Source organism: Christiangramia fulva (genome assembly GCF_003024155.1).
Lineage (GTDB): Bacteria > Bacteroidota > Bacteroidia > Flavobacteriales > Flavobacteriaceae > Christiangramia > Christiangramia fulva.
Window position 1 is genome coordinate 3623791 of the sequence record NZ_CP028136.1, and the last position, 25139, is coordinate 3648929.

The window sequence follows — 25139 nt, forward strand, 5'->3', positions numbered from 1 at the left end:
AGTTCCCTTCGCGAAATCCTTTTCGGTTAAAATTCCTTAAATATCGGTTGATTTAGGTCTGAAAAGCCTCAATTTTAGTAGCTTTAAGGAAAAGTAGCTTATTTTGGATCTGCAACTGGAGAAAAATGTAACAAATTATATTTTAATAGGAGCCGGCGTTCTGGTCGTAACTTTTTTTATTGTTTTCTATATTTTAAAACGAGTAGGAAAAGATCCACGAAATATTTTGCCGGTGAATTTCGCCCATCGGATCAAAATTCCACTTCTAATTTTCCTGGCTTCGCTAATTGCGCAGGTAGCAGTGATAGGCGATATTTTTATTTTTAAAACCACGAAAGAAGTTGTTGGACATCTGAGCGTAATTGGTATTGTGGTTAGTATCTCCTGGTTTCTCATCTTTTCGTTTAAGGTTTTTAAAAATCAGATGCTCCGGAAATATGATGTTGATACAGCAAATAATTTAAAAGCCCGGAAAGTGTATACGCAGTACACCATCCTGGAAAATATCATCATTTTTATCATTGTGGTACTTGCTTTGGGCATCTCCCTGATGAGTTTTGACAATATCAGGTCTATTGGTGTGAGTGTGCTTACTTCTGCCGGAATCGCAGGGATCATTATCGGACTTGCCGCACAGAAAGCTATTGCCACCCTTCTGGCCGGGATCCAGATTGCTATTACGCAACCCATCCGGCTTGATGATGTGGTGATCGTGGAAGGAGAATGGGGTTGGATTGAGGAGATCAATCTCACTTATGTTGTGGTGCGAATATGGGATAAACGCCGCCTGGTAGTTCCTACCACCTATTTTATCGAAAAGACTTTCCAGAACTGGACGCGCACTTCAGCCGATATTCTCGGAACTGTTTATATCTATGTTGATTATCGGATTCCTTTTGATGAGATAAGAAAAGAACAAACCAGGTTATTGGAAGCAACCGATCTTTGGGACGGTGCCGTGAATGTGATGCAGGTAACCAATACCACCGAAAAAACAGTAGAAATACGTGTTTTGGTTAGCGCGAAGGATTCACCCACAGCCTGGGATCTGCGTGTATATTTAAGAGAGAAACTTCTGGTTTTTATCCAGGAGAATTTTCCGGAATCCTTACCCAAAACCAGGGTTTCACTGGAGAAAAAAGAATAAAATCATCAATCCTGCATCAGCATGGTGTCTGTAGCGATTCCTTTACTAAAATTAGCAGCCGTTTCTATTAAGGCAAGATGAGAGTAAGCTTGGGGGAAATTCCCCAGCAGTCTTTTTGTTTTAAAATCGATGTCTTCACTAAAAAGCCCCAAATGGTTACTATAGGAGAGCAGTCTCTCAAACATTTCTTTGGCTCTTTCTCTTTCTCCTATTTTATATAAGCTGTCTATCAGCCAAAAAGTGCAAATTGTAAAAGAGGAAGTAGGTCTTCCAAAATCGTCATGATTTTTATAACGATACATCAGGCCGTCTTCGCAAAGTTCCCTTTCAGTTGCTTTCACTGTACTAACAAACCTGGGATCATCTGCTTCAATAAATCCGTAGGTTTGCATCAGCAAGGTAGAAGCATCGAGATCGTTTGATCCATAATACTGCGTGTAGGCCTGTTTTTCCTCATTCCAGCCATTATCATAGATATCCCGGTAAATCGCTTCACGTACGGCTTTCCATTTAGTGTCATTGATTCCCATACGCAACACCTCCCCTATTTTAATGGCTCGATCCATAGCGACCCAGCATAAAAGTTTAGAAAACACAAAATGTCGTTCATCAGTACGGAGCTCCCAGATACCTTTATCTGGTTTTTGCCAGTTTTCTTCCACAATCATAACTATCCCGCGAACAATAGTCCATAGATGTTCCGAATTTTCCAAAGAAGTCTCGAACATGAGGAATTGTTGATAAATAACTTCCATCAAAATTCCGTAAATATCATTTTGCTTCTGGATATAAGCTGCATTACCTGTTCGGACAGGCCTGGAATTTTGGTATCCTTTTAAGTGGCTAAGAATATGTTCCGTAAGTTCCTTTTCCTTATTTATTCCGTACATGATCTGGATCTTTTCATCCTTATCGGGAATAATATCTATAATGAAGCGCAGAAAATCTTTTGCCGATTTGGTATGGCCAAGTCCCGCCATCACTTTGATCACCATAGAAGCATCCCTGATCCAGCAAAAACGGTAATCCCAGTTGCGCTCCTCCCCTAATGTTTCAGGCAATGAAGTAGTAGCCGCTGCAAGAACCGCACCTGTTTTTTTATAACTTAAGGCTTTTAAAACAAGGGCACTGCGCATGATCTCATTGCCATAATGGGTGTAGCGGGTAGTTTTATCGCTCCAGTTCATCCAGTAGACCTTGGTTCGCTGATATTTCAGATAACATCTGTCAAGGCTCTGTTCTACCAGTTTTTCGTGATAACCAACGAGACAATAAGCATTTCCGGTAAGTTCAACTTCTTTTCTGTCAATAATATCCTTCAGATGAAAACTGGAATAAAAAAACAGCGAGTCATACTTCCCTTCGCGCGTGAAACTTTTAATGTAGTCCCCTTTATATTCATTATAGGTTTTTTCCCTGGCATATTCCAGTTTAGGGTCGTAGATAATGGTGAATTTTGGTTTTCCCTTAATTAATCTGAAAAACCTTATGATATCGGGCGGGGCATAATAAGAACCATCTTCTCTGGGATAGCGCGGCATAAAATCGATTAGCTGAAAGGAATCAGTCCCATTGTCAAAAACCGTACTTAAAATATTCGTTTCCCACAGATATTCCTGTTTTATATCATAGTCTTCGCTGATCTTAATTTCAAAACTGCCCCCAATTTCGTCATCAAGAAGTTTGGCAAAGATGGCCGAAGAATCATATTGAGGCATACAGCACCAGTCAATAGATCCGTATTTTGAAACGAGGGCGGCGCTTCTACAATTACTGATGATACCATAATCCAAATTAGTCATATATCTTAAAAGTCTTTTAAATGAATGGCTATGTGAAATGAATTTCGGAAATTTAATAAAAAAGAGTTCGCCACAACAGCATTTACTACAATTATGAGCAAAACTATTATTATTTCCAACCGATTACCACTACAAATTTCTATTGAAAATGACCATTTGGAGGTTACTCCAAGTGTTGGAGGATTGGCTACTGGGCTGAAATCCTTTCACAAAGATGGCGACAGTGTCTGGATAGGCTGGCCTGGTTTAACCGAAGAAGAAATTCCCGAAAAACTGAAAGGAGAAGTACAGAAAAAAGCAAAAGATGAGAATTGTGTAGCGGTAAATCTTTCTTCTGATGAAATTGATGGTTTTTACTATGGTTTTAGTAATCGTACCGTCTGGCCTCTTTTTCACTATTTTATGGAATATACTGAAGCCGATGATACCTACTGGAAATTCTATAAACAGGTGAACCAGAAATATGCCGATGAAATCCTGAAATATTATGAAGAGGGTGATGTAATATGGGTTCATGATTATCAGCTTTTACTGGTGCCAAATATGGTGCGGGAAAAAGCTCCTGAAGCCGTGATTGGTTTCTTTAATCATATTCCTTTTCCATCATACGAGGTTTTTAGAACGCTTCCCTGGAGGGACGAAGTTCTAGAAGGAGTACTTGGCGCAGATCTTATTGGTTTTCACACCTATGACTATGAACGTCATTTTTTAAGTTCGGTAAGCCGTATCCTTCGATACCAGGTGGATTTTAATGAAATTACCCTGCCTGACAGGATTGTGAAGGTAGATTCTTTTCCTATGGGAATAGATTATAAAAAATTTGAACAGGCTGCCCTCGATCATTTTAAAAATACCGAAGATCAACAATCTGAACTGCAACGCCGCCTGAACCATCATCTTGAATCCACCCCTGACGCAAAACTGATTCTGAGTATAGATCGGCTTGATTACACTAAGGGAATAGCTTTGCGAATTCGCGCTTTTGAATATTTCCTGGATAAATATCCAGAATTTATTGAAAAAGTAAGACTGGTGATGCTCGCAGTTCCATCCAGGTCAAACGTTCCACAATATCGGCGTCTCAAAAGAGAAGTAGATGAATTGGTGGGAAGGATTAACGGAAAATTTTCAACCGTAAGCTGGACGCCTATCTGGTATTTCTACCGTTCCATGCCTTTTGAAAATCTAATTGATCTTTATACCTCCTGCGGAATTGCCCTTCTTACTCCTATCCGCGATGGGATGAATTTGGTCGCCAAGGAATATATTGCAACACGTACCAATCATACAGGGGTACTTATTTTGAGTGAAATGGCCGGCGCTGCACATGAAATGAATGAAGCTCTTATCATCAATCCTAATAATTTTGAACAGGTGGCCCAGGCCTTATGTACGGCCTTTGGTATGCCTGAGGAAGAACAGATACAACGTAATAAAATGCTTCAAAAAAGATTACGCCGCTATAGTGTTGAAAAGTGGGCGAATGATTTTATGAAAGCTTTACATGCTACCCGGGAAAACAGGGATGCATTCAAATCAATTCGCATCACTCAAAAGATCTCTGAAGAGATCATGGAGCAGTTTAAACGATCTAAAAAACGAATATTGTTTATCGATTATGACGGAACGCTGGTTAATTTCACCGATAAACCAGAAAATGCGAAACCCGATGATGAATTAAAAGAACTTATAAGGGACCTCAATTCCCAGGAAAATACCGATGTGGTTCTTATTAGCGGAAGAGATAAAAATACCCTTGGCAGCTGGTGGCAGGATATCCCGATTGAACTAATTTCAGAACATGGGGTCTGGACAAGACAGATCGATGGAGAATGGGAACTTTCAGAAAATGTAAAAAGTGAATGGATGGACGCGGTAAGACCGGTCATTGAAAATTTTGTAGATCGAACTCCGGGTACCTTTATTGAAGAAAAGAACTATTCCCTCGCCTGGCATTACCGAAAAGCCGATCCTGAACTTGGTGAGATCAGGGCAAATGAACTGAGTAATACACTAAAGGAACTCATCTCCAATAGGGGCCTTAGCGTACTGGAAGGCAACAAAGTGCTTGAAATTAAAAGCAGCGGTGTAAATAAAGGAAAAGCCTGTAATAAAAAACTGGTCGGTGAGGATTACGATTTCATTTTCGCCATTGGGGATGATTGGACAGATGAATACATGTTCAGGGAACTACCTGAAACCTCATATACGGTAAAAGTTGGCATAAAAAAAACCAGCGCGCGCTATTATGTCGAAAGCACTTCGAAAGTAAGGGATTTACTAAATTCCTTCAAGGAGAGCCTGTAAATAAAACCTGTTAAAATTATTGGGATTTATCGGCTAAAGTTTAAACATACATTAACTGATTATGTATGGTTTAGGATGGTTTTCTGACTAATTTTACCGGAACATAATTCGAACCATAAAACATTATACTATGAAATCAGGAAAATTATTATTAGGATTAGCTTCAGGAGCAGTTGCAGGAGCAGTTCTGGGTCTTTTATATGCACCAAAAAAGGGAAAAGATACTCGTAAAGCGATTACGAAAAAAGGAGACGATTACTTCAATAGTGCCAATAAAAGTATTCATGATCTAAGCGATTCGCTAAATCATAAAATGGAAGCTCTGAAAGCAAAAACAAAAGCTAATTTTACTAATTCAAAATCAAAAGAAAAAGTAAATGAGGCAAAAGCCGAAATACACGAGATGAAGGCTAGTTAAAGGCTACCCTTCTATTATTTTAAACCCCGGGTTAATCTCCGGGGTTTTTCTTTTTCTTTTTTTAGGAATCTTAAGTACTTTAGAGCTTTTAAAATAAACTGTCTAATGATCAAGATTAACTTACAATACCTTTACCTTTTAATAGCTTTCAGCCTCTTTATTTCAAAATCGGCCCCTGCCCAATGTACTGATCCAACAATGTATGATATCATCGAAAAAATTTCGGCGGACCGTATTGAACATGATGTGAGAAAACTTGCCGGCTTTGGAACAAGGAACACCTTTAGCGATACCATTTCAGAAACCAGGGGAATAGGTGCTGCGAGGCGCTTGATCAAATCACAATTTGATGAGATTTCGGATGGCTGTGATGACTGCCTTGATGTATTTTATCAAAAAAATCTTGTGACTCCAGAGGATGGAGATCGGGTTCCAAAAAAAGCGCTGGTGGTGAACGTGGTCGCGATTCAGAAAGGAACAAAATATCCCAATAGGTATATTATTATGAGCGGTGATATTGATTCCCGGGCCAGTGACGCTACAGATTATACTTCAGATGCTCCGGGTGCAAATGATAATGCCAGCGGAATGGCCGGAACCATTGAAGCAGCACGGGTCCTTTCAAACTATAAATTCGAGAACAGCATAGTTTATCTGGGTCTTTCAGGGGAAGAACAGGGATTATTCGGAGGAAAAGGAATGGCAGAATATGCAAAAGAGCATAACTGGGAGATCATTGGAATTCTGAACAACGATATGATAGGAAATATCGAAGGTGTTGACGGGGTAATCGATAACCGCAGTTTCAGGATATTTTCTGAGCCTGTCCCTCCTAACGAAACAGAAAGACAGCGTACCATGCGACGCTTTTATGGAGGCGAAGTTGATGGAATATCCCGCCAGCTGGCGCGCTATATTTATAAAACCACCGAAACCTATATGCCAGAGATGAACCCTATGATGATCTATCGTCTCGATCGATTTGGACGAGGCGGGCATCATCGTTCCTTCAATGACCTGGGCTATGCGGGAGTGCGTATTATGGAAGCTCACGAAAATTATAACCGTCAGCATCAGGATGTTCGTGTTGAAAATGGAATAAAATATGGTGATGTGGTTGAAGGCGTTAATTTTGATTATGCTAAAAAACTTACTGCGGTAAATGCTATCAACCTTGCAGCTCTGGGCTGGGCTCCGCCTGCTCCTGAAAATGTGGAAATTGGAGGGGCTGTTGAACCTTCAGTAAAACTTAAATGGGAACCAGTGCAGGGCGATATCGCAGGTTACAAGATTTACTGGCGGGATACAACTGCACCGCATTGGCAATATTCACGCTTTGTAGGTGATGTCACCGGGTTTACTCTTGAAGGAATCGTAGTCGATAATTATTTCTTCGGGGTGGCCACGGTTGGAAAAGACGGACATGAAAGTCTGGTAACTTTTCCTTCGGGAGTTTTTAGATAATAAGAAATATGAGTAATAAAGGTTTTATTTTTTCAGCTTTGGTTATCCTCTTTTCTTTGGTTTCCTGTAAAGATCAGAAAAATGAAAAACCCGGAGAAAAAAGCGAAGCTGAAGAACTTTCAAATTCGCCAAGGCATCATGAGTGGGTAAAACTTTCTCATGGTGACCGGGAGTTTGAAGCTTTTGTTACTTATCCGCAAACAAATCATGCCACCGGGGCGATCCTGCTGATCCATGAAAACCGTGGCCTTAATGACTGGGCAAGACTTTTCATCGATAAACTTGCGGAAGAAGGATATCTGGTCATGGCACCTGATCTTATTTCCAATTCAGTTGAAGGCAAAAAAAGAACCAGCGATTTTGAATCACCCGATGCTGCCAGGACGGCGATTTATGATCTTGACCCTGAACAGGTGACCGCCGATCTTGATGCAGCCTATGAATTTCTTAAAAATGATCCTGCTTCTAATGCAAACGTCGCTGTGGTAGGTTTCTGCTGGGGTGGATCGCAGGCTTTCCGATATGCGACCCATAATCCTGAAATTTCCTCAGTTCATGTATTTTACGGCACCGCACCAAAGGAAAGTGCTGCAATAAAAAAAATTCAGGCTCCGGTTTATGGTTATTATGGAGAGGAAGACGAAAGGGTAAATTCAACAATTGAAAGAACGGCAGAACAAATGGATTCTCTTAAAAAGAAATACAGTTTTGAAATTTATAAAGATGCCGGGCATGCCTTTATGAGAATGGGCGAATCTCCTGAAGCAGATAAGGGCAATCGTGCTGCTTATAACAAGGCCTGGCAACGATTAAAGAATCTCCTTAAAGAATCCTAGTTCCTGGTTCTTTAAAACCAATTCGAGGGAACCTCGCAAATCTTATTTTCCGGAAAATAAAATTTTGAAGACTGGCCTTCATCTGGTTTTACTGTTTAATTTTTAAATGGCCCGAATATCCTCTTCATTTTCAGGTTTTTTTCTTCACATAATCTTAATTAACAATACTTTACACTAAGCTTAAAAAAAATTAGCATTCGTCATGGTTACCTTAGTCAGGAACCAAAAAAAATTATTATGGCCGATATCAGAGTAGAAAAAAGAAAGCCAATCTGGCCATGGATACTTCTAATTGTAATCATTGCCGTGGTCGTTTTCCTATTTATTTACGGAAGTGATGACGATGACAATGAGGAAATTCAAACAGAAGAAATGGAAGATGTGACTTCAGTCAACACGCAGGATTTCCTGCAACTGAAGGATGTAGAACAAATTAAAAAAATCGACAATCATGAGTACACGCGAAAAACATTTGTATAAACTTGACGAGCTAAAAGATTACAAGGTCAATCATAAAGACCCTGACGTAAGAGGATGGAGTGTTAAAGACCGCGATAATCGTGTTATTGGAAAGGTAGATAACCTTCTGGTGAACAAAGAAAAGGAAAAAGTTGTCTATATTGATGTGGAAGTGGATGAAAGCATCATCGATGCTAATCATGACCCCTATTCGCCTCATCATGATCCTTCCCTGCACGAATTTATCAATGAAAAAGGGGAAAATCATATTATTATTCCCATAGGTCTTGTTCATATAAACAGTGACAAAAAATTTGTCTATACTGAAAATATCAATTATGAAACCTTTGCGGAAACAAAACGTTACCGCCCCGGAACCGAAATTACACGGGATTACGAAAGGCATGTGCTGGGATCTTACAATCGTGGGGACAGAACTTTATGGCCAGAAGAAACGGAGCAAAAACATGAAATGACAGACCGTGATCTGCGCAGAAAAGAAGAAGAAAAGATGCGGGAAGAACAACCGCGCTCGGGAAGGAAATTCGATAGCCGTACCGCTTCTACTGATATGGATGAAAAAATAAGGAGAGAAAAGGAAAATCTCACCTATAAATCCGACAGAGATAAGCCCGTAGATAATGAATACAATCCTCCGCGAAGAACCCATCATTTAAATACCGATGTACATCCTGAACAAACACTGGATGAAGATAGCAATTGGGAAAGGGATCGAAATTTTGAAAGTGAAGATCCCTACGTTACCCGTAAACGAAGAACCCGGGAACAGGAGCGTGAAGATTCTTTTTATGACAGGAGGGAATTCACAAACCGTGATAAACTATAGGAAATTAACTACCTAAATTAAAAGTCCGTTGACCTATTTTCAACGGACTTTTCTTATATAATACCTTTTCTTTCTGAGTGATTGATGGCTTTTTCACTATTTCTAAAATAACAGGTGCTCACTCCCATACTTTCAATATTTGCCAGCACCTTTTGGACTACTTTCTTTTGATGATGGGTAGTTTGCCTGATATAAATAGCCCGAACACTCAGGGGAAACGTTTTTACTACCTTTTCATAAATAAAAGGATCATGTTGTGAATCGTCTCCTAAAAGCACATATTTCAAATTGGGGTAAAAGGAGATGATATCTTTAATTTTCACAAATTTATGCTCATGATTTCCTCTTCCGGAGCGTAAAAAATCCCTCAGGCCGGTTTTAATTTTTTTCAATTTGATTACCGCTTTGGGAAGCTCGTGCAAAGTGGCAAATTCCTCTATAAAATCATACAAATTCCATTCACTGCTTGAAACGTAGAAAAAGGAATTAGATGCTTTTTCACTATCCTGGCCGGCAAGGCTAAGCCTCTGGTAATGCTTTACAACATCATCAAAGATCTTTCTCTTATTGATGTTTTTGGAAAGCATGACATATAGTTTCTTAAAAAATGTATTGCTATGGGAAATTAAAAAAGTATCATCAATATCTGAAATCACTCCCATTTTGCTGGGATATGGTTTGAGAAGTTCCCCTTTTTCAATTATTCCGAAATCGTGAAGATCACAGGTTACCTCGTAACTGTGCCAGCCGGGATCCAGTTCCTGATGAAAAGGAATACTAAAACGGAAATATCCATCTTCCCAGGTTTTGGTGGTGACATCAATATCTTTAAACCTAAGCCTGATCTTAACATTATATAGAGGTTTAATCCTGAATTTGTGCAAAATGGAATAAGCATGTTTTATACCTTTCTTTTCGAGGCTGTATTTATCAGGCGCCCAGGATTTAAAAAGATGTCCAAAAACGATAAGTTCCTCATGGTTAACATAACCACGGTACAACTTTAGGTCAAGTTTCAAAATATTGTGTTTTTTTTACAAAGCCTTTCCTTACAAATTAATTAATTTTAGGCAGAACATTCTGCTTATATGGTAAATTTTAAGGAAGTTTTATTGGTTGTAAATCCCATTTCGGGAGGAATTTCCAAAAAAGAAATCATTGAAAAAGTCCGCGAAAGGCTACAAAAATTATCGGTCGGTTTTCACTTGTATACAACTTCGGGCAAGGAAGATATACAGGATATCAAAAATCTCATTGGCGATAAAAAAATTGACCATCTTCTGGTTGGTGGTGGTGATGGAACTATCAATTTGGTTGCCGACGCGATAAAGGAGCTTGATGTAAGTATGGGAATAATTCCTGCCGGATCGGCGAATGGGCTGGCTGTGAATTTAAATATCCCCAAACAGCTTGACAAGCAAATTGATATAGCTCTTGGAGGTCATTATATCAATATGGATGTTCTGTGCCTTAACGAGATCATTTGCTTACACATGAGCGATCTTGGTATAAACGCTGAACTGATCAGAAATTACGAAGATTCTTCTATTCGCGGGAAGTTTGGCTATTTACTTCAATCCCTTCCCACACTCATCCAAAGCGAATTTCCTTTTCATTTTACTATTGAAACAGAAGATTTTAAGCGCGAAGAAAAAGCGGTTTTACTGGGTATTGCCAATGCGAACAAATATGGTACGGGAGCCAATGTGAATCCAAAAGGAAAGCCAGATGACGGGGTTTTTGAAATTCTGATCTTCAAAAGGCTCAATTTTATGGAAATCATAAAAACCCTTCGAAACGAAGTAGATCTTGACCCTTCAGTGGTCGAGATACTCCCTGTTAAAAGTGCCCGTATTAAATGTCGCAAACCCGAGGCCTTTCAGGCAGACGGTGAATACCTTGGAAAAGTAACCGATGTGCAAATAAGGATACTTCCTCAAAAATTAAAAATAGCCGTTCCTAAACCAAATTAAGGATTTCCCTGCGGAAGAACCGGAAGATAAATATCGGCTTTCCAGGTAATAGCATCAGTTCCCGACTGGGGGTTGTCATGAAAAATTTCGAGGGGAAGAGCAGAATATTTCAGATCTCTTTCTTCGGCTTTCTCCAATAAATCGAACCATGCAAGATAAGAACTACGATAATTTCCGTTAAATACAGCTTTTAAGGAAGAAGATGAAGAATAAGTTTTGAATTGCACGTCTTTTGTTTCGCGAAGGCTTTGCACGAGATTTACGGGAAAACAAAAATCAAAATCCATTAAATCTTTTTCTCTGTCCCAGCGCGTAACTTTAACAAAAGGACTTCCACTTAAATCCAAATCATTGGCCATAACATAATCTTGTAAAAACTCAATGGTTTGTAGCATTTCCCAGGCCTTTCCATTTAAGCTAATGTTTTTGGAGGAGTGGCAAATGCAGTCCATTGCCGGAGATTTCACAATAGAATCGGAGATATGAATACGATAAGCTTCTTGTTTTTTATTTAACTGACGCTTAAAATCCAGCAATTTATTTTTAAGACTGTCTACTAGTTCGCTCTTTTTAAATGGATTTAAAATTGCGAGGCGATTTTTCAACCTGTCATTAGGAACTCTGACATTTACGGTGATCCCGGTTACTGAGTCATTTTCCTTTTCAAATTCCCACAATAAATCGAGCTGTTCAGGTGTTCCCGAATTAAATTCCTGAACAAGCTGCCGGTAAGGTATAGTATCTTTTATCTTTATTTCTCCCGAATTCTGTTTTATAAACTCTTCCCATTCAAAAATCTCCCGGTAAACCGAGCCGGGGCCATATTTAGCATCCATCCTGAATTCATAATCATATTTCTTTAAAAAGAGGAACCATAATAATCCTCCGGCTGCTAAAAAAAGCAGAAAAAAAAGCAATTTCTTCATAAATTATTTAGATGCTACCTGATCCTGATCAGTATTAGTCAATTGAAGATTATTAATCACATAATTGCCAAGTTGGCGGCCCTGAACAAGTCCAACCTCGATAGCCGATCTATAATGGATCCCTCCATATAAACGACTATTAGCAGCTTCAGCCGATGCTTCATTAAAAGAATTATAGCTTCTTATAGGCAGCCCATAATCCATTTCAGTATCGTCATCAAATGCGAAATCATCTCCAAAAATATCGGTTAGTGAAATAGCGGCAGCTCCCGAAACCACCGAATGTCCACTGGTATATTCTGGAAAAGGAGGAGTTTGTAATACCGGCGTCCAGTTTTCATCTATATATTTATTGATAAGAGTCTCCGGTCTAACCAGGTTACTTCGGTATTTTTCATCCCAACAGCTAATAAAACCATCGGCTATCGCAATAGCGGTTTGAGTATATGCTGAAATGGATTTGTCAAGATCGGCATTGGCCTTTTTACAGGCGATTTTGGTGATGCCAATCCAATGACCCCCCGGTGTGATCTTTTTAGTAGCAAACATAAGATGACCGCGGTTGATGGACACGTAAGGATTACAATCCCAGAATTTGGCAATATCCATTCGTTCATCATCATCGCCAACTGAATCTATTTCTTCTTTAATATTATAAACCTCCATCAGTTCATTGTGGAATTTGGTTCCCTCCTGCATAGAAAAAGTTGGCGGTGGTGCGGGTTTGAACTGATCACAGGTTTTAATCACAAAAGGTCGGATTTTCATCCAGTGAGGTTCAATACCGTCCATATACGAAGGAGGTGTAGGCTGCCAGCGTCCTTCATCTTCAGTATGAACTGAGAATTTAGGCATCGTTCTGGTTTCGGCATAATTATCTTTAGCCATCCAGTCTTTTATATGTGATGCCACCTTCAATCCATATTTTTCAGAGATATTGAAGGTTTCCTCATCCATTTCTTTCCATTTAATAAAAAGGCTGTCCCGCTTACTTTTTAAAATATCTTCAGAAAAAACCAGCTCGGTCCCTATATCATAAAAAGCAACAATCGCTGCAATATCGGGATTGATCTTATCAGAATCTGGTTTTGGTACTGGACTTAGGCCATGAACCTGACCCACAAGGCTTTTATAATTTTTATCAAACTGGGCCATCACCTCATAGGCAGCGATGTTGGTATAAGCATATACCCTGCTGGCCACAGGTGGCGAAAAAATGTCGTGCACCATGGTTTTACTCACATTATCATTAGCATAGTGATAATCATCTGCAGTTACTGTTATCTCTTTGTTTCCCTGGTTGCAGGAAATCAAAAAAGCACTAAAAACAGCAAGTATTACAATCCTTTTCATATCAGTAATTAATTTTATATAACTCAATCTTTGAATCGTTAATAGTAACCAGTAAATAGGGGTCTTCGGAAATATGCAGAACCGATAAATCTTTAACCGATTTTTGCGACAAATTTAAACCTATCTGGCTGGAATTAAGAATTTTATATGAATTTATAAGTAACGCACCACCAAAAGAATCGAATTTCCCATGGTAAGGGGTGATTCCAAAGTAGTTACCTCCAAGCAAGACTTCCTTTTTTCCGTCTTTATTAAAATCATAAGCCAACATTGCACGCAAAGGTGCTACCTGCAGCTGATGATCAAAGGGTTTAAAGCTAAAGTGCCCATTGTTATTTTCCAGGTAACCCGAAGCCATGGTATGCACTTTAAGAAGTTTGGCACTTTCCAGCTCTTCTTTTGTAAACACGTGGTCTACAGATTTCCCCGCAAATTCTTTATAGGTATTAAACCGCTTTCTGATTAACTGACTAAGCTGTGATGCAAGCTCATCCATACCATTTATAAGATAATACTTGCCATTTTTAGCAGAAGCAATTAAAGTTTCACTGAGCCCATTATCGTCAAAATCTTTATAATACATTAATAATGGATGATCAGCAGAAGCCTGGAGTTTGGTATTCAATCCCCAATTGCCTAATAAAAAGTCTTTATCACCATCGCCATCTATATCAAAAGCCAAGATCTTTTGCCAAAGACCGTTAAGGTTTTCATCTTCAAGAATTCCCTGGGCTTTACTGAAATTACCTTTGTCATTTTTTAGAAAAATGGGAGACATCCACTCTCCAACCACGATAAGATCCTGATCACCATCGCCGTCAAAATCTTCCCAAATAGCATCATTCACCATTCCCAGATCGTCGAAAAGTCCATTATTTTTAACTACAGAAAAATGGCCATTATCATTTTTTAGAAGGTAAGAGGAAGGAATGGCCCCATAGTCATAATTGCTGGCATTGGAGCCGATAAAAATATCAAGGTCCCCGTCATTATCATAATCTGCAGCCCTGGCAACAGAAGCGTTATTGTATATTTTGGGAAATAAAGAATCTTTTGTGAATTTTCCTTCAGCCGAACCAAAATAGAGACGGTTTAAAAGCCATTCGCTCTTGCCAACAGATTCGCCCCCTCCCGAAACAATAAGTATATCTTTATAATTATCAGCATTGAAATCTTCCACAAGCATATTTACATCTTCAGCGAGGGAATCATTCCTTATTTCATCAATTTGGAGATCATCATGAAAACCATCCTTGTTCTGAAGGTAAATCTTAGAAGGATGATATCTTGAAGATCCAAAAGCCACATCTTCATTACCATCATTATTTAAATCGCTAACCACTACGGCTGGCCCATAATCTGAAAGCATGTGAGGAATTAATTTCTGAAGGTCAAAATCGTTAAAAAGATTTTCCTCATGCTTAAAGTCCAGGCCATGATCGCTGGAAACCGGTGTGAACCACCTTGGTTGATCTTCATAAAACAACTTATGGATATCTACTTTTTTATCTCCAGGCTTGGGGCTCAGTTCTAAAGTTGAATTACGTTTTACATTCACAAGGGTTTGCAAGCGCTGATCTGGCCAGATAATACTCAAAGAATCTATCTTTACAGCCTTTTTAATCCCAAAGAACAGTGTGGGCTCTGAAGAACTTTGATACGCCTTTGTAGCATAGAGCTGCCGATATTGCCTGCCCTCACTGGTATAGAGGATAGCCTTAGAACCAATGGCGCGGGTATTCTTTGTAGATGTTGAAAGTTTCAATTTTAGGAAATCACCTTCGGCATAATCATTTAGGTAAATGGACGCCGGTTTATTGATGTTGTTAGTGATGATGTCAATATCACCGTCATTATCAAGATCGGCATAAGCTACCCCGGTAGAGATAATGGAATCATTAGAAATCCAGTGCTTTGACATATTTTCGAACTCCCCCTGTTTACCACCTTTGAAAACATAATTTGTCACCGCTCCCGAAGGCATCAGGTCAATCGCCTTTTTATCTACCAGAGTGGTTTGATCGAGTTTCTGCTGAATTTGCTCATTAGAAGTGAATTTCACATAGTCAAGGTCATTCGGCCGCTTCGGAATTCCGTTAGAAATGAACAGATCCTGCTGACCGTCTTCATCAAAATCGGCGAAAAGTGCACCCCAGCTCCAGTCGGTAGCCGCTACTCCACTCATTAAAGCTGTTTCAGCAAAAAATTCACCGCCCTGGTTCATCTGCAACATATTTCGACTGTACTGCGGATGATAACCCAGCTTATTGATCCGGAAATTGTGCAAATTAACATTGTCTTCTCCGGCAGAAGCTTTTAACACTTTTTCATCTTCCGGAAGCATATCCAGGGTAATTAGATCAACAAATCCGTCATTATTGATGTCTGCAGCATCATTTCCCATGGAAAAACGCGAAATATGCCCAAATTTCGACTTTAATTGCTCAGAAAAAGTCCCGTCACCATTATTCAGATAATAATAATCGTCTTCATGGAAATCATTGCCTACATAAATATCTGTAAATCCATCATTATTGAAATCGGCGGTACTTATGCCAAGGCCGTAGCTGTTCGCACCTCCGTAAATACCAGCTTTTTCACTAACATCTACAAACTTTCCATTTTCATTTAGAAAGAGTTTATCGCCGCTTTCATTCACACGATGATTTCTGATATCAGCGGGTCCAAAAGACTCATTGGTATGTACCGCATGATTCAGAATATAGACATCCAGATCTCCATCATTATCGGCATCAAAAAAGGCGGCCTGAGAAGAGTAATTTTCAAGGTCAAGACCATATTCTTCTGAGCTTTCGGTAAAAGTGAGGTCTCCATTATTGATATAGAGCTCATTATGCCCGATAAAGCCGTTTATTCCCACGACCGCTGAAACGTAAATATCCAGAAGTCCATCTCCATTGACATCGGCCATTGTGCAGCCCGTATTCCAGGTACTGTTTCCGGCAGCACCTGCTTTTTCGGTAATATTTTCAAATTTCAGGTTTCCTTTATTCAAATAAAGCTGATTTTTCACCTGATTTCCTGTAAAATAAACATCAACAAGGCCATCATTATTAATATCTCCAATGGCTACTCCCCCACCGTTATAGAAATACAGGTAGTCCAGGATATTCTGATCCCTGGTTTCGGTAAGGGTATTGGTAAAATCAAGGCCCGAGTCTTTAGCTGAAGGATTTGAAAAAAACTTTTTTTCCTTATTGCTACAGGCAGTAATGACCAGTCCCAATAATAGGATCGTTATTTTATTAATTGGTAATTTCAAAAATTCTTGGTTTTTCATTGTTAACTGCCGCTATGATAAAAGTCCTCCCTTTGCTGTCTTTAAATCTTTTCAGATACTTAACTTCATCTTTTATTGCAAATCCGCTTTTATTATAATCCTGCCATTCAAAATTCAGTTTACCATCTCCTAAAAGAACATTCCCAAAACTTGCATCCAGGCGTGAAAACTGAGGTTTGAATTCAAAATTGTTGCCGGCCATAAGCAGATCCAGATTCCCGTCATTATTAATATCGGAACAGGAAATTCCGCAAACGCAGGAAAATTGAACCCTGCCGGGAAGTTCCTTAACTTCAAAACTGCCATCCCCATTGTTTACGGCGATCACGGTTGCCGAGATGATCGCTTCTTTCATAATACCATTTTGGAGCTTGTCTTTAGGCATCAATTCCTGAATGGTTCTTTTTGCATAATCTGAAGCCTTCAAATTTTGCTTTTTCAGAAAACTTAGCTGTCCGATCATTTCCTTTTTCATGTGTAAGGGATAATCTTTTCCATCCTTCTGCTTGGTTACTATCTGTTCTATCGTTCCGTTATTGTCAAAATCATTGATCCACATTCGCATGGGATTTTCTTTAGAAGTTTCATAGGCGATATTAGTGCCATTATTGCCAATAATCAGATCCTGGTCACCATCATTATCAAGATCGGCAGCTGCAACGGTGTTCCACCAGCCGGTATAATTGCTCAAATTGGTTTTATAATTTGAAAGCCTTTTACCTGAATTTTTGAAAATCATGGGTGCACCCCAGTCGGAAACCGTTACCAGATCCTTGATTTTATCTCCATCAATATCTTCCCAGATCGCACTGGTGATCATCCCGGCATATTTGGTATCGAAAGCAATGCGTTCGGTAGCATTTACAAATTTACCGCCACCGCGATTCTCGAGGAACAAATGCTGAGGATCCACGCCATAATTCACCGGTACACTCCTGGAGCCTACGAAAACATCAATATCACCATCATTATCGAAATCAAAAGGCGCGATCACAGAGACATTTTGGTTTACAGATGGAATTATTTCAGTTGAAGGAGTAAATTTTCCTTTTCCATCATTTAGATACAAACGCGGACGATAATTTTGCTGTTCTCCAATTTCATTTCCGCCAGAACCGACCATCAGGTCCAGGTCACCATCCCCATCGGCATCAAAAAGTTCGGCAGCAGTATCTTCAAATAAATAATCTGTCACCAAAGCCGGCTGAGTAGTTTTTCGAAGTTTTCCATTTCCTGCACCTATATAAATAACTCCTGGCTGCTCTTTTGCGCCCCCAACAAAGATATCGTCATTCCCATCCCCATTAATATCGCCTACGGCAAGTGCAGGTCCTTCCTGAGAAAGCTGCTTAGAGATCATTCCCTCGTAATCAAAATCGGTATAGTTATTTTCATGATGGGTATCAAAAGTAGTATTGGGCAGTTCTGTGAGCAACTGTTTTGGCTTTTCGGCAGCAGGGATCTTATATTTTTCGGTAGCGTCTGCCCGCTTAAGCAGGAGCGTTTGATTAGGCTCCACATTGGTTAGTAATTGCGTAAAATCGTCTGGCCAGATAATACGAAGGCTGTCAATATTTTTGGTTTTTCCAAGGCCAATATTCATAGTGTAATCCATCGAAGACTGGAAGCCCCTGGAAGGATTTTCTTCCTGAAGAATTACCTGTCCGTCATGATATAAACGCACGCTGCTGCCAATGGCAAATTTATTTTTCTCATCTCCTTCAAGTTTTATTTTGAGATAATTTCGATCTTTCAGTTTTTCGGTATTGTTGCGATACACAAAAGATTCCATATTCACATTGTTCACCACCAGGTCAAGATCACCATCGTTATCAAGGTCACCGTAAGCGCAGCCATTAGAAAGACTTGGAATACCAAGTCCCCATTCACTGGCCATATTTTTAAATTTCAGGTCCCCGGTATTCATAAAAGCATAATTGGGGAGTGGAGTAACCGGCATTTTATTGATAATGGAATCAATGGCTTCCTTTTTACCTGTAAGAGCCATTTTTTGAATGATCTCATTGGCAAAGAACTGTACAAAATCAAGATCCGTAAGATCATGATTGATTCCGTTGGTTACAAAAATATCGCGGTTCCCATCGTTATCCATATCAAACATGAGCCCTGCCCAGCTCCAGTCGGTGCTTTCGACACCGCTAAAATGGGCTATTTCAGAAAATGTATTATTACCATTATTAAGCTGCAGTGTATTGTGAATGTATTGCTGAAAGAAATCTTTGCTCTGTTTTAATTTGAAAACATTGTAGCCTTCAAATTCCATGACCGATTTGGTACGTTCTTCAGAATCTGGAAGCATGTCAGTGATAAAAATATCGTTATAACCATCATTATTGATATCGGCAAAATCGATTCCCATAGCTGAAAGGCAAAGATGAGAGGTCCAGTTTTCGATATCTTCGGTAAAAGTTCCATCCTGGTTATTTATGTACAAATAATCACGTTCGTAAAAATCGTTTGAAACGTATATATCAGGATACAGGTCATTATTGAAATCGCTCACCATCACGCCCAGTCCAAAGCCTATTAAACTTCCGTAAATTCCCGCTTCTTCGCTAACATCAACAAATTTTCCGTTATCGTTTCGCATAAGCATATCACCCACACCCCTGAAAATTTTAGGAACCCCTTCCCAGTCCTGGGCCCTTACATTTCTCTGTTCCGCATAGCCCAGACTGGTAACCGGAATATTACTGTTATTAAGGATATAGGCATCAAGATCGCCGTCTTTATCGTAATCAAAAAAGGAGGCATGGGTACTAAAACCTGTTTCAGCGAGATTGTATTCTTTTGCTTTTTCGGTAAAGGTAAGATCGCCATTATTGATATAGAGATCATTGTCATGGTTGTTGCCTTCCATATTCCCGGCGTTACTCACATAAATATCCAGTAGTCCATCCTGGTTGATATCAACCATATTCACTCCCGTAGACCAGGGTTTATTGCCTTCCACTCCGGCTGATTTCGAAATATCTTCAAATTTGAAATTACCTTTATTAAGATAAAGTTTATTAGGCTTCATATTTCCGGAAAGGTAAATATCTGGCAGACCATCATTGTTGATATCCCCAATGGCAACCCCTCCGCCATTATAGAAATTCCTGTATTTAAAAATATTAAAATCGGGACGGTTCTTTACTTCATTAACAAAGGTGACGCCTGTTTCTGAAGAAGGCATAAGAGAATAAAGGGTATTCTTATTCACTTTTTCAACCGCGGCAGATTTATTTTCTTCATCTGATTTACAGGAAAATAAAACCATCAAGGTAGCAAGCGAAAATATTGGAAAAAATTTCTTTGTCATAGTTTATTTGTTACTTCTCAATACAATTGGTTCATTATTATTCATACTTATTATGAAACAGTCTTTATTTCCAATCCTGATTTTTTTTATATCCCTGGCAGGGCCCGAAATATCAGGCAATTTTGTGCTGGAAACCTCAAAAAAACCATTTTTATCGTTTAACAGAAGTGTTCCGTGAGAGGCATCAAGTCTTCCCAACTGGGTACTGATCTCATAATTATTTCCCACCAGCAAAATATCCTCAAATCCGTCCCCGTTAAAATCGTAATTCTGAATTGCAAAAACTGTTGAAACCTGAGCTTCAAAAGGAAGTTTATGCTTCACAAAATAGTTTTTTCCGGTATTCTCGAAATAACAGGTTGCAAGCTCATAAACCTGCTTCTTTGTAGATTTATAAATTTTATCTGCCGGAAAAACATCTTCAAAAGATGCCTTGGAATAATCGGCATAATTAGGAAATTTCTTTTTAAGGAAAGGCATTTGTTTGTCTAATTCGTCTTTTGACGAAAAAGCCGTTTCAGTATTTTGATAATAATAGGTCATTACCGGATCTGTAGAACCATTCCCATCAAAATCATTGAGGTAAAGTTTAACGGGCTGGTCTTCTGAAGCCGATAATCTCGAGTTTAACCCCCAGTTTCCAGCAACGATATCGAGGTCGCCATCCTTATCAAAATCGGCTACCTTAACAGAATTCCACCACCCATTTGATTTTCGAAGACCGGTTTGTGCTTCATGAAGATTTTTTCCATTATTAAGGAAGATCTTTAAAGGCATCCAGTGTCCGACGATTATGGCATCCTTATAACCGTTCTTATCAAGATCTGCCCAAACTATATCCTGCACCATCCCAACATTCAAAAATCCCGGGGCAAAATCTTTGGTGATATCGGTAAAATTCCCGTTTCCATCGTTTTTGAAAAGAAATTGGCGCGGAGTTTTTCCATATTCCTGCGGAACTACATTTGCAGAAATACAAATATCCATATCACCATCATTCTCAAGATCGACAATGGAAATTCGCGAAGCATTCATGGAAATCCCTTTAAAAACAACTTCTTCCAGGGAAAAACTTCCCTGGTTATTTCTGTAAAATCGAGGCTGAAGAGCTTCCCCTGATCTAAATTCATTTCCACCACTCACGATTATAAGATCCTGATCGCCATCGCCATCGGCATCAAAGAAAACTTCATCGGTATCTTCAGAAATCGCATTTTTTTCAAAAACCGGACTGTGGGATTTGGCAAATTTCCCCTCCTTATTTTGAAACCAGAGACTTGCAGGTTGGGATTTTCCGCCTCCTGCAATAAGATCATCAAGCCCGTCATTGTTAATATCTGCCACGGCTATACGAGGACTTAAATTAGTGTAAGCAAAAGGAATCAAAATATCCCGATTAAATTCCAGCGTTGACTGCTCCACGTGCCGAAATGCCAGAACAGAATCAATTTTTTGGAGAATAGGAACTGGTTCTCCGATAACATTGGTCCCGCGCAGGTCAGCATTTTTTATATCCAAAGTTATTTTCTGATCAGCGGGAATTTTATAAAGCCTTTGAATCTTTCCGCCGGGCCAGACTATCTCAACAGAGTCTGCTGAAGTATGGGTTCCAAGGCCAAAATGCATCCCGGGAGCAGCCGAAGAAAGATACCCGCGGCTCAAATAATGTTCCTGAACCTGGAATTTATCATTCAGAAACACTTTAACCCTGGCTCCAATTCCAAGCAAATTTAGTGAGTCGCCCACAAAATTAAGATCAAGGTAGTGATTGGATTTTTTTAATTTTTCAGAATTATTCTTGAAAATCCCCGCTTCGTCATCCATATTGTTAACCACAAGGTCAAGATCCCCGTCATTATCAAAATCGGCATAAGCAAGTCCGTGGCTAAAACTGGCTTTCGAATCTAGCCATTCCCTGCTTTTATCAGAAAAAGTATTATCGCCGTTATTTTGAAAAATATAATTGGGCACTTTTTTTTCCGGGAGGTCTTTAATTAGATCTTCAAAATCAGCATTCCCACCCTGACTTATTTTTTTCTGAATTTTCTCATTAGAAATATACTTGATGAAATCCATATTATTGGTGGCTCCTTTAATCCCGTTGGTAATGAAAAGATCTTTATTGGTATCATTATCAAAATCGGCAAGAAGGGCTCCCCATGACCATTCAGAAGCCGCAATTCCGCTAAGAAAAGCTGTTTCTGAAAAGTGAAGGTTACCGTTATTTAGATGCAGAGTATTTTGCATATACTGAGGAGAAAATCCTTTTTTCAGGTAATTCGCATATGTTTGAAAAGGATATTCAAGGCCGGAGGTCTTATAGGTTTGGAGATCTTCAGGCAACATATCAAGGGAAACAATATCAGCCAGACCGTCGTTATTTACATCTGCAATATCATTACCCATAGAAAAATGGGTGGTATGTCCCAGGTTTTGAGGAGTTGTGGAAATAAGATCAAGAAAAGTCTTATTTTTCTGATTAATATACAGGTAATCGTTTTCAAAAAAATCGTTCCCTACATAAATATCAGGATAATCATCGGCATTGAGATCCCCAACCGATATGCCAAGTCCATACCCGATTACTCCCTGGTGAATTCCAGTAGCGGAAGAAACATCGACAAATTTTCCATGAATATTTTCATAAAACCGATCTCCGGATTTTTCATCAACAGTATTCCTCTTGGAGCCTCTCCCATAATTGAGGTTAGGATGAGTGGAATGGTTTAAAAGGTACATATCCAGGTCACCATCGCGATCATAATCTAAAAACACTGCCTGCGTGGAAAAACCAGAAAAATCAAGACCATATTCAGAAGAACTTTCTTTAAAAACCGGAATTCCTTCAGCGTCATTTCCCTGGTTGATCAACAACAGATTATGAGCTTTAATATTTTCAACACCCGAAACTTTGCAGATATACAGGTCCAGTAAACCATCATTATTGATATCAACATTAGTAATACCAGTGGTCCAGGCATCGGGATTTTTAATTCCAGATCTTATAGAAACATCCTGAAACTTAAAATTGCCTTTGTTGAGATAAAGTTTATCGGGAGCCTCGTTAGCCGTAAAATAGATATCTATATTTCCATCGCCGTTATAATCGCCTACGGCCAAACCACTGCCATTATAATAATATAGATAGTTTAAAATATTTAAAGAAGATTTCTTATTCAGGACGTTAGAAAAGTGCACACCGGTAGCTTCGCCATCTAATTTCTCAAAAAGATGATCTTTTTTTTCGCAGGAAGATATTCCCAATAAAAGCAAGAGGGAAAGAAAAATTCCGGAGTATAACTTCATAAAAAACTAAGCCCGTAAAACAAGTTTAGCTCACAACACGGGCTAAATATATAAATTTATATTAAAAAAAAGAGGGCGTTAACACCCTCTTTCTTAACAAACTATTTAGATTCTTCTTAATATCCCGGATTCTGAGTTAAATTAGGATTTGAAATGATTGCTGAAGCAGGGATTGGATAAAGAACTCTAAAATCTTGAGTATTTTCTTTAAAGGCCCAAGGCGTAGTAAAGGTTCCAAAGCGAACCTGATCGTTTCTTCTCCAAAATTCACCGTAGAGCTCTCTTCCTCTTTCATCTATTAAATCCTTTTCAGTTAAACTACTTAAAGGACTTGCTTTTCGAAGGGTTCGAAGTTCATTTACAAGAGCAAGAGCATCTCCGGAAGCACCTCTAAAGATTGCTTCAGCTTTCATTAGATGTGCATCGGAATACCTGAAAACGATTTCATGTCCTCTAAAAGAAGCTGCTTCAGTTCCATCAAACGGGTGATATTTTATAACTCGAATTCCAGTTCTTTCATTATTACCCAATAGCCCCGGAAGTTGTTTTGTAAAAACAAGATCAGCTCCAGGACGTGTTTTTAATTTTGAACCGTCAGTGTCATATTGCTGACCTATAAGGAAGCCATATCCAATACCATAGTTTTGATCATTGGCCGTAGTAGCATCTGGAACCCATCCCCTTCTTTCTTCCTGACCGTCTCCTACAAAATTAGTATTAGGATCTCCTTCAAAAAGATCATAGAATTCAGCAAGGGTGGTAAAACCATTCCAACCTCCACCTTCATTATCAGGTGAATTCTGGTTATAGTGAAGGGTATTCCAAATTCTGTTACCAACACTTGAATGGGTATAAAAAATAGTTTCATTATCAAGATCAGGCTGAAATATTTCGAAATATCCGTCTACTAACCCGAAACCCAGATCCTGTAAGGCATCTACATGCTCCACAACTTTTTCCATATCAGCCGGATCTGCAGATTCATTACCATAATATATATGCTTATTCAAGTACAATTTGGCCAATAAAAAATGGGCAGCAGCGGCCGTAGCTTTGTCGTTTTGAGGACCGGGTCCTGTTTCTGGCAGACTTTGTAAAGCTGTGGTGAGATCATTTACAATGAAATCAAAAGCCTCAGAACGAGAAAAAACACGTGGATCAACATCAATTCCTTCGTCTGGTTCCCTAAACGGTACCTGGCCATAAAGGTCCATTATCCAAAACATGCTGAATGCTCGAAGAAATCTTGCTTCTGCCTCTTGTTGCGCAGAAGGATTACTTCTAGAGTCTATTACTTCTGTAGTTCTAAAAACATTTGAATTTTGTTCATTCCATGTATCTCTAACGTAGGGGTGAATTGCTGACCAGGAATGCTGATGAAGGGTCCTCCAAACACCGTTGTCGCCCCAATCCGTTCCTCTGGTAGGTACTACTAATTCGTCTGAACTTACTTCATTAAGCGCATAAAGGTTGGCCTGGTTTTCAATCTGACCTCTTAATGCATCATAAATTCCTGCAAGAGTTGCTTCAACATCAGCTACACCAGTAAATTCTCCTGTTTGGTTGACAATTAGAGAATCGGTTTCATCAATTTCAAGGTCGGTACATGCGAAAACATTAAAGGCCAAGGCACCACCAACGATAAAAATTTTTATTTTATTATTTTTCATGATCA

The 25139-nt window shown here is 39.2% G+C and carries 16 protein-coding genes; 8 read left to right on the forward strand and 8 right to left on the reverse strand.

Features of this window, described 5'->3' with window-relative positions:
• Positions 1–103 precede the first annotated feature (103 nt).
• On the forward strand, positions 104–1147 hold the full coding sequence (locus C7S20_RS16295; RefSeq protein ID WP_341476508.1) for a mechanosensitive ion channel family protein: 1044 nt from the start codon (positions 104–106) through the stop codon (positions 1145–1147).
• Positions 1148–1152: 5 nt separating this feature from the next.
• On the opposite strand, the gene C7S20_RS16300 is transcribed toward C7S20_RS16295, so the two are convergent.
• Positions 1153–2949 carry a glycoside hydrolase family 15 protein gene (locus tag C7S20_RS16300; RefSeq protein ID WP_107013469.1) on the reverse strand — a complete coding sequence of 599 codons (1797 nt, stop codon included), beginning with the start codon at positions 2947–2949 and terminating at the stop codon, positions 1153–1155.
• Between the two features lie 93 nt (positions 2950–3042).
• Here C7S20_RS16300 and C7S20_RS16305 point away from each other — a divergent pair, with 93 nt between their 5' ends.
• From C7S20_RS16305 to C7S20_RS16330, 6 genes are all read left to right on the forward strand, one after another.
• Positions 3043–5256 (forward strand): bifunctional alpha,alpha-trehalose-phosphate synthase (UDP-forming)/trehalose-phosphatase, encoded by a 2214-nt coding sequence (locus C7S20_RS16305; RefSeq protein ID WP_107013470.1) that lies wholly within the window; start codon positions 3043–3045, stop codon positions 5254–5256.
• A gap of 130 nt (positions 5257–5386) precedes the next feature.
• A complete protein-coding gene (locus C7S20_RS16310) occupies positions 5387–5674 on the forward strand; it encodes a YtxH domain-containing protein (RefSeq protein ID WP_107013471.1) in 288 nt (95 codons plus the stop codon).
• Positions 5675–5779: 105 nt separating this feature from the next.
• A complete protein-coding gene (locus tag C7S20_RS16315; protein WP_107013472.1) occupies positions 5780–7138 on the forward strand; it encodes a M28 family metallopeptidase in 1359 nt (452 codons plus the stop codon).
• A gap of 8 nt (positions 7139–7146) precedes the next feature.
• On the forward strand, positions 7147–7974 hold the full coding sequence (locus tag C7S20_RS16320; protein ID WP_107013473.1) for a dienelactone hydrolase family protein: 828 nt from the start codon (positions 7147–7149) through the stop codon (positions 7972–7974).
• Between the two features lie 237 nt (positions 7975–8211).
• A complete protein-coding gene (locus tag C7S20_RS16325; protein WP_107013474.1) occupies positions 8212–8454 on the forward strand; it encodes a hypothetical protein in 243 nt (80 codons plus the stop codon).
• The gene (locus tag C7S20_RS16330; protein WP_107013475.1) at positions 8426–9280 is read left to right on the forward strand and encodes a YlmC/YmxH family sporulation protein; all 855 of its coding nucleotides are present in this window, start codon (positions 8426–8428) and stop codon (positions 9278–9280) included. The genes C7S20_RS16325 and C7S20_RS16330 overlap by 29 nt, the downstream gene beginning before the upstream one ends.
• A gap of 53 nt (positions 9281–9333) precedes the next feature.
• Here C7S20_RS16330 and C7S20_RS16335 read toward each other — a convergent pair whose 3' ends face one another.
• Positions 9334–10299 (reverse strand): App1 family protein, encoded by a 966-nt coding sequence (locus tag C7S20_RS16335; protein ID WP_107013476.1) that lies wholly within the window; start codon positions 10297–10299, stop codon positions 9334–9336.
• Positions 10300–10368: 69 nt separating this feature from the next.
• Between C7S20_RS16335 and C7S20_RS16340 the strand changes: the two genes are divergently transcribed.
• Positions 10369–11253: a diacylglycerol/lipid kinase family protein gene (locus C7S20_RS16340; protein ID WP_107013477.1), complete on the forward strand. Its 885-nt coding sequence runs from the start codon at positions 10369–10371 to the stop codon at positions 11251–11253.
• On the opposite strand, the gene C7S20_RS16345 is transcribed toward C7S20_RS16340, so the two are convergent.
• The 6 genes from C7S20_RS16345 to C7S20_RS16370 form a co-directional block, all read right to left on the reverse strand.
• Positions 11250–12179 (reverse strand): GyrI-like domain-containing protein, encoded by a 930-nt coding sequence (locus C7S20_RS16345; protein ID WP_107013478.1) that lies wholly within the window; start codon positions 12177–12179, stop codon positions 11250–11252. The genes C7S20_RS16340 and C7S20_RS16345 overlap by 4 nt on opposite strands.
• 3 nt (positions 12180–12182) lie before the next feature.
• Entirely contained in the window at positions 12183–13532 is a 1350-nt protein-coding gene (locus tag C7S20_RS16350; protein WP_107014279.1) for a vanadium-dependent haloperoxidase, read from the reverse strand.
• Position 13533: 1 nt separating this feature from the next.
• Complete coding sequence (locus C7S20_RS16355; protein ID WP_107013479.1) at positions 13534–16833, reverse strand: VCBS repeat-containing protein; 3300 nt, start codon at positions 16831–16833, stop codon at positions 13534–13536.
• Entirely contained in the window at positions 16799–20158 is a 3360-nt protein-coding gene (locus tag C7S20_RS16360; RefSeq protein WP_107013480.1) for a CRTAC1 family protein, read from the reverse strand. Before C7S20_RS16360 ends, C7S20_RS16355 begins: the two co-directional genes overlap by 35 nt.
• A 3-nt stretch (positions 20159–20161) precedes the next feature.
• Entirely contained in the window at positions 20162–23464 is a 3303-nt protein-coding gene (locus C7S20_RS16365) for a VCBS repeat-containing protein (protein ID WP_107013481.1), read from the reverse strand.
• A gap of 116 nt (positions 23465–23580) precedes the next feature.
• On the reverse strand, positions 23581–25134 hold the full coding sequence (locus C7S20_RS16370; RefSeq protein WP_107014280.1) for a RagB/SusD family nutrient uptake outer membrane protein: 1554 nt from the start codon (positions 25132–25134) through the stop codon (positions 23581–23583).
• Between the last annotated feature and the right edge of the window lie 5 nt (positions 25135–25139).